The organism is uncultured Algoriphagus sp. (assembly GCF_963974835.1).
Taxonomy (GTDB): Bacteria; Bacteroidota; Bacteroidia; order Cytophagales; family Cyclobacteriaceae; genus Algoriphagus.
In genome coordinates this window covers 598,519-610,490 of sequence record NZ_CAXBET010000001.1, presented here as the reverse complement: position 1 = coordinate 610,490, position 11,972 = coordinate 598,519, and the positions used below count along the sequence as shown (strand labels likewise).

Below are 11,972 nucleotides of genomic sequence, written 5' to 3'. Positions count from 1 at the left end.
CTATTTCTTACCCATGGCCTCATAGATGATATCATGGATATCAGTTCGGATTCCTTCTTTTAGCAATTTGGTATTGGTAGCATCTGGATAGACACGATTGGATAAGAATACATAAATCAGATTATTTTCGGGGTCGGCCCATACACAGGTGCCCGTGAATCCAGTATGTCCAAAAGTAGATTTTGGAGCCAAGTCACCAGCAGAACCTCCTTTGCCAGCCTGAGTATCTGGCTTGTCCCATCCCCACCCTCTACGGCTTTGACGGGACTGATTTTTGGTAAATTTATTTACAGTCTCAGGATTGATCAGATTTACATTGCCATAACTTCCGCCGTTAAGCATCATTTGCATCATCACTGCTAAGTCATTTGCTTTGCCAAATAGCCCTGCATGACCTGCCACACCGCCGAACATAGCCGCTCCAGGATCATGTACATATCCCTGAACTTGTCTTTTTCTGAAAGTAATATCATTCTCTGTAGGAGCGATATTGTCAATCGGCATTTTCATAGCAGGGTTGAAAGTCATGGTATTGAGCCCTAAAGGACCATAGAAGTTTTGATCAAGGAAATCTTCCATAGGCTGATTTACGATTCGCTCTACTACCGCCTGCATCAAATACATGGTTAAATCAGAATATACATAAGCATGCTTACTGGCCCCTCTAGGAATCGGTGTTATTTTTGAATCCACTGTCCAATGCCAGATACTATCCCGGAGGGCATCCATTCCATACATGTCATTAGACACTGCTCTGGAAAATCCAGGAGAGGGAGCGGGCTTATAATAATCGCCTCTCCATTGTCCAGCTTCAACAGTTCTGGCATAATATGGGATAAATGCTACCAAGCCTGCTTCATGCGCCATCACATCACTCAGTATCAATTTTCCTTTATTGGTGCCCTTAAGTTCTGGCAGATAATCCTGTAGATAATTTCCCATATCCAATTCCCCTCTACTCTCAAGGAACATAACAGCCTGAGTGGTGGCTAAGACTTTGGTGATTGAAGCCAAATCAAAAACTGTTTCAGAATTCATGTTTGGGCTGGACTTGTATTCCAACTTACCGTAAGACCTCTCGAATACGACTTTGCCGTCCTTTACCACCAATACATTTGCTCCAGGCGTAGCTTGGATTCGTATTGCTTTTTCAGCCACTGCATCTATTTTATCCAGGATTTTTCCGTCGATTCCTACACTTTCTGGAGTGCCATAGGAAAGCCTATTCGCAGGAGCCAGATAACCACCCACTCCATGAGAAAACTCCCCATTTACTGTGACAGGCAGTATACCTTTCGCAGCTCTGGCACCAAATAATATCTGTGGAGCGAGCTTCTGAGTAGCCGGGGTATTTTCGTAAGCAAAAACGACGTTGCCTATTCCTTCTAATTGTTGGGCAGCGTAAGCATTCCCAAAAAGAACGGTTACAACTTTTTGACGCTTTGCTAAATCCTTAATCAGTTGAATGTCACTTGGAGAAATCCCGAAATTTCTTTTTGGGCTGTTCGTTAAGCCCATCAGGCCAACGACAACTACATCGTAGTCTTCCAGCTGTTTGATGGTATTATAATGAGTAGTTTCGTTTGATGCCTTTTCAATGCTGAAATGATCAAACTTCGTGTATTTGCTTAGATACTTCTGAAAATCTTTCCCCTCATCTCCAATACTCAAACTTGCGAAACTAGTGAGATCCAAAAATTGAAAAGGAAGTAAATCATTCTTGTTTACGGCCACAGTCATTGCATCGGCATACAATTCCTCTATGATAGTTTCAGTCTCCGGGGTGTCTAGCCTTTCTACAAGTTTATAAGTGTCTATTGGCTTATATTCATTGAGTCCTGCCCAATATTTTGCGCGTAAAATCTTCTTAACTCTTCGGTCTATCTCTTTTTCTGTTATTTTTCCTTCCGTCACCGCGTTTTTGATCAGCGCTTTAGCTTTGGGCACATCCTGTGAATATAGCAGGACGTCATTTCCTGCCAGTAATGCCTTCAGATCAACTTCTCCCGGTGCATTGGCGACTGCCACTCCTTTCATGTTTAGCGCATCGGTAAAAATGAGCCCTTGAAAATTCATCCGCTTTTGCAGCAAATCGGTCACCACTTTTTTAGAAAGGCTAGTAGGAATATTTCCTGTATCATCCAGGCTTGGCACATTCAAGTGCGCTACCATTACTGACATCAGATTTTCTTTAAAAAGCTCCTGATAGGGATACAAATCCACATCCCAAATACGCTGCTCAGGATTCTTGATCACCGGTAAGGAGTAATGACTATCAGCCTCTGTATCTCCGTGACCTGGAAAATGTTTGGCGTTGGCAATAACTCCATTTTCCTGAAGCCCTTTCATATACGATACCGCATGTTTGGTGACTACTTCCCTATTTCCACCAAAAGCTCTATACCCAATCACAGGATTTTCAGGATTGGAATTCACATCGACCACCGGCGCAAAGTTGATGTGCATGCCCAACTCTTTAAATTGGCGGGCCATTTCTTTCCCCATTTTATACACCAACTCCTCGTCCTGGACTGCCCCAAGTGTCATAGCTTTAGGGAAATCGGGTACAGAATCTAACCGCATGCTGATGCCCCATTCAGCATCCATAGCGATAAAAAGTGGAGTTTTGGACTGTGCTTGATAGTAATTGGTGAGCCGAGCTTGTCTATCCGGTCCTCCCTGAAAAAAAATCAATCCTCCAAGATTCTCGGTTTTCACAAGGTTACTGATTTCATCCACATGCTTTTGATCCTTGTTTGAGTAGGCGGCAATCATAAAAAGCTGTCCCAAGCGCTCATCTAAGGTGAGGCTATTGAATACAGAATCCACCCAATTAATCTGGGCCATTGAATCTGTGGTAGAGAGTGGATCGGCCACTTCTAATGATTCATCTATTTTCCCTGAGGAAAAAATAAGAGCTATAATGCCAACTGCGAAAACTCTCCAAAGCTTATTGCTCATTCTTGAGTAAATTTTTAATCCTTAACTTTCTAAATAAATTTGTATATCGACCGATATAAGATCCTTCTTGCAAGTCTATAAATTTCCAGCACTACTTCAAATTACGAAGTGTAGGACTTATTTAGTTGAATATACTCAATGATTAGGGAACATCGTTTCCTAAATCAGGTTAAAAAGGGCATAAATTTGATATCTGGTCGATATACCGGAACTTATTCCTTCAATGTGCTTTTACTTAACGTGGAACCCGAATTAAAATTTAAATAGCTATGAAATTTCCTTCCGTATTTCGCACTGCAGCTCCGACTAGATTTGATGTTAAACCTCGGTATTACGATCCTGTGCGGGAGGAAATCGAACAAAGAACCTCCCTAATCAAAAGGGAATTGGAAGCACAGGGGCTTTTGGAAAAAAGTGATGGTACTCCACGGGACTTTGGCTCGTATGGTGCTGGCATCCGCGGGTCTTTTGCGCAGCACAAAGGGATTAAAGAGCGGGATGGATTAAACGTCTTTGCCTCCACCGCAATGATAAGAACCTTCATTTTTCTATTGCTGTTTGGTTCGATATTCGGATATGTATATTTGGGTCCAGTTATATTTGAATATATCGCATATGCGGTAGCAATAGGTGCCGGGATTTATTTTTTCTTCAGGCTAAAACCCAAGAAGAAACATGAGTGATATCATACAACTCCTTCCCGATGCGATAGCTAATCAAATCGCAGCTGGAGAAGTAGTTCAGAGACCTGCATCCGCACTTAAGGAATTACTTGAAAATGCAGTGGATGCCGGCGCTACCCAAATACAAGTGGTCGTAAAGGAGTCAGGCAAACAGCTTATTCAAGTCATAGACAATGGTAAAGGCATGTCTGCTACAGATGCCAGAATGAGCTTTGAGCGACATGCAACCTCTAAAATCCGGAGCTCAAGCGATCTATTTTCCATACGTACTTTTGGGTTTCGCGGAGAGGCATTGGCTTCTATCGCTGCAGTGGCTCAAGTAGAACTGAAAACCCGTCAAGTTGAAGCTGAGCTTGGAACACTAATTCAAATTGAAGGCTCGGAAGTGAAAAAGCAGGAGCCATTTGCCGGGAACGTTGGAACGTCAGTTTCCATGAAAAACCTGTTTTATAACGTTCCTGCCCGAAGAAATTTCCTAAAGTCTAATCCCGTAGAAATGCGTCATATCGTGGACGAATTTCAGCGGGTAGCTCTATCTTATAATGAGATAGGATTTTCCCTTTTTCAGCAAGACCTTGAAGTATACAGTCTTACTCCAGGTAAACTCAGCCATAGAATTGTTGGACTTTTTGGTAGAAACTATCAAGGGCAGCTGGTGCCATGCGAGGAGCTTACTCCGCATGTGAATGTGAAGGGCTACATAGGGAAACCTGAAAATGCCAAGAAAACCCGTGGTGAGCAGTTTTTCTTTGTGAATAACCGCTTCATCAAATCCAGTTATCTTAACCACGCAGTCAGCTCGGCTTTCGAAGGATTGCTACAGTCAGATCAGCATCCATTCTATGTGCTTTTCCTGGAAATAGATCCCTCACATATCGATATCAATGTTCATCCGACTAAAACAGAAATCAAGTTTGACGATGAGCGGACTATCTATGCTGTAATTCGATCTGCGGTAAAGCAGGCGCTGGGAGCACATCACGTAGTTCCCTCTCTGGATTTTAGTCTGGATGTGAATTTCAATGAAAAGTGGGACAAGGATCCTGAAAGAAAAGTGCAAGTGGACAGGGAATACAGCTATAAAACTTATAATACACCGGAATTCAAGCAAGCCAGCACTTCAGGATGGGAAAAACTATTTGAAGGAACTCAACAAAGGACTAGCGAAAGAGCCTCTGCATCAGATGAAACAGAAGTTCTGACTTTTGAAAGTAAGGCTAAACCAGACGAGGCTACGGAATTCATCCCTAAGCCAGCAGAGACTGATTCTACTGGTACCACATTTCAAGTCGAACTGAGCTATGTAGTTGCTCAGATGTCAACTGGATTTTTGATTATAGATCAGCAGACGGCTCATGAGCGAATACTTTATGAGCGTTATTCGCGCCAACTGAAACTATCTCAAGGCACTTCACAACAATGCCTTTTTCCACCGGCAATTAATTTAGGATCTTCTGATTATGCGTTGGTGATGGATATTATGCCAGAATTGCACAGTTTGGGCTTTATGGTTTCTGAATTTGGCAGGGATACTGTACTCATTCAGGGCGTACCTGCGGATATACAAGTTAAAAATGAAAAGGAGCTTTTCGAAGGGCTTCTCGAACAATACAAGCATTTTAAAAGTGAGCTTTCGCTCGACACCAGAGAAAATCTTGCGCGATCTTTGGCGCGAAAATCGTCCTTGAAAAAAGGACAAAAACTGAATTCACAGGAAATGGAAACGCTTGTCGGGCAACTTTTTGCCTGCCAAAACCCGAATTATGGACTAGGAGGGAACAAAACATTCGTGAAATTAGATTTAAGCAGTATTCATTCTTTCTTCGGCAAATAGCATGTTTAGAAATATTACTCCTGTAGTTCAAAACCTACTAATCATCAATGTAGGACTACTAATTGTTTCGCAATTTATTTTCCCCCAACTCAATAGTTGGTTTGCGCTATACTATATTCATAGCCCTTATTTCAAACCATTCCAGTTTTTGACCTACATGTTCATGCATGCAGATTTCTGGCATTTGTTCGGAAATATGTTTGGGTTGTTGATTTTCGGACCTTTGCTCGAGCAGTTTTTGGGGCCAAAGAAATTGTTGATTTTATGGATGGTTTGTGGCGTGGGTTCGGGAGTTCTTTATTCCGGATATACAGCCTATAGAATGAATAATTTGGAAGCGAAAGTCGCCATATTTCAAAGTAACCCTGATCCAGACACCTTTAATAAATTGGTGTTGGAAAACCGTGGCTTTTTTCAGCGCTCGGTTTTTGATTTTGTAGACGCCTATAGCAGAAATCCTGAAGATCCTAACAATATCACTCAAGCTAAGCAAACGCTCGACGCAATCGTGAGTATTCAAGGAAATGTACCGATGGTAGGAGCATCTGGTGCACTCTTTGGTGTTTTGATTGCATTTGCCATGCTTTTTCCTAATACGCAGCTCATGTTGCTTTTTCCTCCGATCCCAATCAAAGCGAAATATATGGTGCTTTTATATAGCCTTTATACCATATATAACGTATTTGTGAATAATCCGCAGGATAATGTAGCTCACTTTGCCCACCTCAGCGGACTGGTGATCGGTGGAGTTTTGGTTTACTTCTGGAAAAAAGACAGAAACAGTTTTTATTAATTATGTACGGTAACTTTTGGGACAATCTTCGTAACGCTTTCAAGCACAGCGACAACAGCTTGTATAAGCTGATTGCTATTAACATCCTGGTGTTTTTTGTTGTGTTGATTTTTAGGGTTTTCATGACCATCGGGGGAATGGGAGATCTGTATACTACAGCACTTTCCTACCTTATGATGCCTGCTTCACTCCCTAGGTTAGCTACCCAGCCGTGGAGCATCTTCACATACATGTTTCTTCACGAGGGGATATTTCATATTCTTTTCAATATGCTTTTCCTCTTCTGGTTTGGTCAGTTGATCCATCAGTTTCTCGGAAGCCGCAAACTTGCCAATTTATATATTCTGGGAGGTTTGGCAGGGGCATTGTTTTATGTACTTATTTACAATTTAGCACCTTTTTTTAGCCAGTCTGTAGACAGTTCTTTGATGCTGGGAGCAAGTGCGGGAGTATTTGCAATAGTAGTGGGCGCTGCCACACTCTCGCCAAATACTACCTTTTTCCTTATTCTATTAGGTCCCGTCAAGATCAAATATATAGCGATCTTCTATGTGATTCTATCGTTCGCTAATTCTGCTGGAGCAAATGCCGGTGGAGAATTGGCTCATCTTGGTGGTGCAATTCTTGGCTATCTTTACATTGTACAGCTGCGCAAAGGAATAGATTTGGGAGTTCCGGTTCAGAAAGTTGGGATATTCTTTGAGGATCTTTTTTCAGGGAGAAAAAGCAAGGTGAAGGTCTCTTATCGCAAAGCTAAAACCAATAGCGGAGGAGGATTTTCTTCATTTAATAAATCCTCAAAATCTACAGCTAAGCCAATCAGTTCTGACGAAGCAACGCAAGAGGAAATAGATAAAATTCTGGATAAAATCGCTGATCGTGGCTACGAAGCACTAAATAAGGAAGAGAAGCGAAAGTTGTTTGAGTTTTCGAAAAAATAATCCTGTAGAGCGAGAATAGAACATCTGAAACCGTTGATTTCGATGTTTGGAAATTAATAACTACCCCACGTTCAGTTCCGCCACCTCATTCTTATTAGCCAATTGTCCACAGGCAGCATCGATGTCCTGACCACGGGATTTTCTCACTTTAGCAATAATGCCCTGTGATTCCAATACGCGAACATACATATCCACTGCTTCTTGCTTAGCCTGACGGAATTCTCCTTCGTCGATAGGATTGTACTGGATCAGATTGACTTTAGATGGGATGATTTTACAGAATTTAGCTAGTGCCCTTGCATGCCGCTCATCGTCATTGATTCCTTCCCAAATCACATATTCGTAGGTGACTTTGCGTTTGGTCTTTTCATACCAATATTTCAGAGATTCACCCAACTCTTCCACTGGATTGCTATCGTTGATTGGCATGAGCCGTGACCGGGTTTCGTTGATCGCAGAGTGGAGCGAGACGGCCAGATTGAAGCGAACTTCATCATCGGCAAGCTTGCGGATCATTTTGGTGACACCCACAGTGGAAACAGTAATCCTTCTTGGCGCCATTCCCAATCCTTCAGGTGACGTGATTTTATCTATCGCTTCCAGCACATTCGCATAGTTTAACAGTGGCTCCCCCATTCCCATAAACACAATATTGGTTAAGGGACGCTGGAAGTAAGTTTCAGCCTCATCTTTGATAGCCACTACCTGATCGTAGATTTCATCAGGATTTAAGTTTCTCATTCTTTTCAAGCGTGCAGTCGCACAAAAATTACAATCCAAACTGCAACCCACCTGAGAAGATACACAAGCCGTAATTCGCTTAGTTGTAGGGATCAAAACCGACTCCACAATCTTATTGTCATAAAGCTTCACCGCATTCTTGATCGTGCCATCGGTAGAATGCTGCATCAAATCCACCAAAATATGATTGATCTCAAAATGTGTTTTGAGCATTTCTCTGGTGCTAAGAGAAATATTGCTCATCTCATCAAAGTTCTTCAGAGACTTGTTCCACAGCCATTCATATACCTGCTTTGCACGGAATTTCTTTTCTCCATGCGCCAAAAAGAATTCTTCCAACTGGGCCAGAGATAGCTTACGGATGTCTTTTTTCTGAATTGCTTCCATGATGCAAAGGTAAGACTTTTCGGAGTATCAGTACCTAGTGCAAAGTATCATGAAAGTAGGTGCGGGATTATTTCCACTTAAAGCTTTTATGGTCAATTGCTCGCATGGTACACAGGATTCCATCCAAGTGATCGTATTCATGCTGAATCAATTCTGAAATAGCTCCAGAAACGTCCCATTTCTGCTCTTTCCAATATTCATCTCTATACACCAAAGTAAGGGATTTGTGCCTGCTGACCCTGACTAACAGATTCGGAAAACTCATGCAATCGTCCCATAACTCAAACTCCTCGTCACTGAGATTTTTGAGTTCAGGGTTGAGAATCACATAGGGTTTATCGAGATTTAGGTAAAACATGCGCTTCCTAATCCCCAACTGTGGAGCTGCAATTCCCCTTCCGAAGCCATAAACCCTCCGAATATCTTCCATGGCCTCGTGTAATTCCTGCACCCAACCCGATACTTGATCCAGTTCGGATTCCAAGACTGGCTCGCAAACTTCGTAAAGTCTGGGATCGCCGAGTTTTAGAATTTGGTGGATGGTTTTCATATTTTTATAATTTGTCTTTTAAAGGCCATATAGCCTGTCCCGATTTTTCTTCGAGAGAATCTCGCAGGGTGTTAATAATTCCTCTGTGTGACGCTTGCGGCATGCTCGATTTATCTGTATATATTTTGTTTTTTATTGGTCAGATGGAATGCCCTAGTTAATCGTTCCTCTGTGTGAGGAGCCATTCTCATGAGCATTTCAAGATTTGAAAATAGCCTTTCTATTGAAACTTAGGAAGTCATACCTATACTCACTTTGCTTTTCCCTACTTTTGCGGCATGAATTACCTTTCGGTCGAAAACCTCAGCAAAGCGTTCGGTGAGCGCAAGCTTTTTTCCAATATCTCTTTTGGCATATCTCAAGGTCAAAAAATCGCCCTTGTCGGCATCAATGGCGCGGGAAAATCCACGCTGATGAAAATCATCATGGGCTTAGAGATTCCTGACACAGGTCAGGTTGGGATAAACCAGCAGGTAAAAGTCGCTTACGTGCACCAAAACCCGGTTTTTGAAGGGGCTATGAGTATCTACCAAACGATTTTCGATCAAAGTAATTCGGAGGTGCTGAAGGTGATTGAAGATTACCACAAAGCCATGTTAGATGCAGAGCGAGGCATTGACAATTCGGATAAAATGTCCGTATTGTTTGAGAAAATGGATGCTTTCCAAGCCTGGGATTTTGAATATCAGGTAAAGGAAGTACTCGGCAAACTGGGGCTTCATGACACCGATCTTCCAGTAGGAACACTTTCCGGTGGTCAGCGTAAGCGGGTTGCTCTGGCAAAAGCCATACTTGAGAAACCTGATTTACTATTACTTGATGAGCCTACCAACCACCTTGATTTGGAAACTATCGAATGGCTGGAAGACTATTTGGCAAAAGCCAATCTTGCACTTTTCATGGTAACTCACGATCGGTACTTCCTTGAAAAAGTAACCAATGAGATCCTCGAGCTTGATCAGGGAAAAGTGCATAGATATTTAGGCAACTACGGCTACTTCTTGGATAAGAAAGAAGAGCGCATGGAGATCGAAGATATAGAACTCGAAAAAGCCAAAAGCCTCTACAAAAAAGAATTGGACTGGATTCGTCGTCAGCCAAAGGCGAGAAGTACCAAAGCAAAATATCGTGTGGATGCTTTCGAAGAAACCAAAGAAAAAGCCTCTCAGAAGCGTGAGGAACGTGATATTCAATTAACGGTCACTACTCAACGTTTGGGTAATAAGATCATTGAGATCGATAAAATGAATAAGGCATTTGGCGATAAAACTATCGTCAATGACTTTTCTTATACATTCAAGAAGAAAGATAGAGTAGGAATTATTGGCCCAAATGGTGCTGGAAAGACAACTTTCCTTAATATGATTACGGGTCAATTAGCGCCTGATTCTGGAAAAGTTTCCATCGGACAAACTACTGCTTTTGGTTATTACAGACAGGAAGAAAGTAGCTTTGATGAGGAAAAGCGTCTGATAGATATCGTGAAGGAAGTAGCCGAAGTGGTGACTATTGCTGGTGGTTCCGAAATCACAGTTTCTCAATTTTTGACGCAGTTTGGTTTTCCTCCAAAGCAGCAACATACGCCAGTCGCTAAATTGAGCGGTGGTGAGAGAAGAAGACTTCAACTGCTTATGGTTTTGATCAAGAATCCCAATTTTCTGATTCTCGATGAGCCTACCAATGATTTGGATTTGATGACGTTGAACACGCTGGAGGAGTTTTTGGATACTTTCCCAGGCTGTTTGATCATCGTTTCCCACGATCGATATTTTATGGACCGCTTGGTGGAGCATTTGTTTGTTTTCGAAGGAGAAGGTGATATTTCTGATTTTCCTGGGAATTATTCTGAATTCCGGGAAGTGGAAAAGGACCGAAGTCCGAAGACCGAAGACGGAAGTAAGACTGCGTCTAAGAAGAAGGATGAGAAAGTTGAGGTGAAGGAAATTGCTTCAACGAAAGTAAAAGCCAGCTTTAAGCAAAAGAATGAGTTTAAGGAAGTGAATGCTTCCATTGCCAGACTGGAGAAAGAAAAGGCAGAAATCACAGATAAAATAGCCGCAGGAATAGCTGATCACGAAGAACTAATCAAGCAATCCAACCGCATCGGAGAAATCGATTCTGAATTGGAAGAATTGGAATTGACTTGGTTGGAGTTGAGTGAGTTGGATGGGATAGAGTAGTACTTCGTCATTGCGAACGACGCAGGAGTGAAGCAATTTTAACTTGAGAAATGGAATATTTCATCACTAATACAAACGCTTTCGAAATCTGAAAATCATTGATTTTGATATTTTGGTTTTAAGCCATTTAAAAAATGATTTTTGATGTCCTCTGCAATCTTAAGTTCTTCGACATTGTCATAAACGTGGTACCAAGCCATTGGTGAATGATAACTGAATGTTCGGATGTTGTTATCAACCTTGACTTGATATGTATAATTAGCTCCATCCGTAATTTGACTTCTTTTTTCAACAGTTCGGCCATCAGCCAGGAGCATATACTTTTTCATTCTTGGCCTGACTTCATCCATTGTTGGAAATTCAAAGAAGTTCATGCTTACCAAGGAATTTAAAAAAGATGGCCATGAGATAGTTGGAGTGAGTTCCATAATTTCAACCTTGGTTATCTTCCTTTTTTCGAATGGTTTTTTTGGGTTAAACCAATAATCAATTTTTTTGGCTTGGAGATTTTCATCAATACAAGTGATGATCGTTACTTTCCCTCCGTTTACTAATGAAGGTGAATAATAATATCTAATCTCAAATTTCGATTTTGAATTTTCAATTCTCCCAATTTTTTTATGTTCATCAATAAATGAATCATATGTTATTGTAGAATCAGATACTACTTTAAAATCATTTACCAGTAGTTCACAACTAACCTGAGCTCTTGCAGCTATCGAGAATTGTAGTGTCAATATGAAAAATAGAAGTTTCAATTTTTTTTAAGTTTTGGGCTTCCAAGTATTAGCAATTAAAATTTAAGACCAAAATCCACCTTATTCATTAATCTTTATAAAACCCCCTGCCCCTTTTAATTGACTTTCGAATCCACATTCAAATTGAAGTCCAAGGGGGATTTG

The 11,972-nt window shown here is 41.4% G+C and carries 9 protein-coding genes; 5 read left to right on the top strand and 4 right to left on the bottom strand.

From position 1 onward, the window contains the following. Window positions 1-2,961, bottom strand: coding sequence for a glycoside hydrolase family 3 N-terminal domain-containing protein (locus tag AACZ73_RS02765; RefSeq protein ID WP_339875185.1), 2,961 nt, complete (start codon window positions 2,959-2,961; stop codon window positions 1-3). Between the two features lie 269 nt (window positions 2,962-3,230). Here AACZ73_RS02765 and AACZ73_RS02760 point away from each other — a divergent pair, with 269 nt between their 5' ends. The 4 genes from AACZ73_RS02760 to AACZ73_RS02745 are packed head-to-tail and all read left to right on the top strand — an operon-like array spanning window position 3,231 to window position 7,212. Next, window positions 3,231-3,644, top strand: coding sequence for a hypothetical protein (locus AACZ73_RS02760; protein ID WP_339875183.1), 414 nt, complete (start codon window positions 3,231-3,233; stop codon window positions 3,642-3,644). Then, complete coding sequence (mutL, locus tag AACZ73_RS02755; protein ID WP_339875181.1) at window positions 3,637-5,478, top strand: DNA mismatch repair endonuclease MutL; 1,842 nt, start codon at window positions 3,637-3,639, stop codon at window positions 5,476-5,478. The genes AACZ73_RS02760 and mutL overlap by 8 nt, the downstream gene beginning before the upstream one ends. A 1-nt stretch (window position 5,479) precedes the next feature. Continuing rightward, window positions 5,480-6,271, top strand: a complete 792-nt coding sequence (locus AACZ73_RS02750) for a rhomboid family intramembrane serine protease (protein WP_339875179.1) — start codon at window positions 5,480-5,482, stop codon at window positions 6,269-6,271. Between the two features lie 2 nt (window positions 6,272-6,273). Continuing rightward, entirely contained in the window at window positions 6,274-7,212 is a 939-nt protein-coding gene (locus tag AACZ73_RS02745; protein WP_339875177.1) for a rhomboid family intramembrane serine protease, read from the top strand. 60 nt (window positions 7,213-7,272) lie between these two features. On the opposite strand, the gene rlmN is transcribed toward AACZ73_RS02745, so the two are convergent. Continuing rightward, window positions 7,273-8,340, bottom strand: coding sequence for a 23S rRNA (adenine(2503)-C(2))-methyltransferase RlmN (gene rlmN, locus AACZ73_RS02740; RefSeq protein WP_339875175.1), 1,068 nt, complete (start codon window positions 8,338-8,340; stop codon window positions 7,273-7,275). 67 nt (window positions 8,341-8,407) lie between these two features. After that, window positions 8,408-8,890 carry a peptide deformylase gene (locus AACZ73_RS02735; protein ID WP_339875173.1) on the bottom strand — a complete coding sequence of 161 codons (483 nt, stop codon included), beginning with the start codon at window positions 8,888-8,890 and terminating at the stop codon, window positions 8,408-8,410. A 278-nt stretch (window positions 8,891-9,168) separates the two neighbouring features. Between AACZ73_RS02735 and AACZ73_RS02730 the strand changes: the two genes are divergently transcribed. Beyond that, complete coding sequence (locus AACZ73_RS02730) at window positions 9,169-11,070, top strand: ABC-F family ATP-binding cassette domain-containing protein (RefSeq protein WP_339875172.1); 1,902 nt, start codon at window positions 9,169-9,171, stop codon at window positions 11,068-11,070. A 95-nt stretch (window positions 11,071-11,165) separates the two neighbouring features. Here the strand turns inward: AACZ73_RS02730 and AACZ73_RS02725 are convergent, their stop codons facing one another. Further along, window positions 11,166-11,828 (bottom strand): multicopper oxidase domain-containing protein, encoded by a 663-nt coding sequence (locus tag AACZ73_RS02725; RefSeq protein WP_339875170.1) that lies wholly within the window; start codon window positions 11,826-11,828, stop codon window positions 11,166-11,168. Window positions 11,829-11,972 lie beyond the last annotated feature (144 nt).

Coding starts and splice junctions, on each gene's coding strand:
- AACZ73_RS02765 (WP_339875185.1), bottom strand. CDS start 2,961: ATGAGCAATAAGCTTTGGAGAGTTTTCGCAGTTGGCATTATAGCTCTT.
- AACZ73_RS02760 (WP_339875183.1), top strand. CDS start 3,231: ATGAAATTTCCTTCCGTATTTCGCACTGCAGCTCCGACTAGATTTGAT.
- mutL (WP_339875181.1), top strand. CDS start 3,637: ATGAGTGATATCATACAACTCCTTCCCGATGCGATAGCTAATCAAATC.
- AACZ73_RS02750 (WP_339875179.1), top strand. CDS start 5,480: ATGTTTAGAAATATTACTCCTGTAGTTCAAAACCTACTAATCATCAAT.
- AACZ73_RS02745 (WP_339875177.1), top strand. CDS start 6,274: ATGTACGGTAACTTTTGGGACAATCTTCGTAACGCTTTCAAGCACAGC.
- rlmN (WP_339875175.1), bottom strand. CDS start 8,340: ATGGAAGCAATTCAGAAAAAAGACATCCGTAAGCTATCTCTGGCCCAG.
- AACZ73_RS02735 (WP_339875173.1), bottom strand. CDS start 8,890: ATGAAAACCATCCACCAAATTCTAAAACTCGGCGATCCCAGACTTTAC.
- AACZ73_RS02730 (WP_339875172.1), top strand. CDS start 9,169: ATGAATTACCTTTCGGTCGAAAACCTCAGCAAAGCGTTCGGTGAGCGC.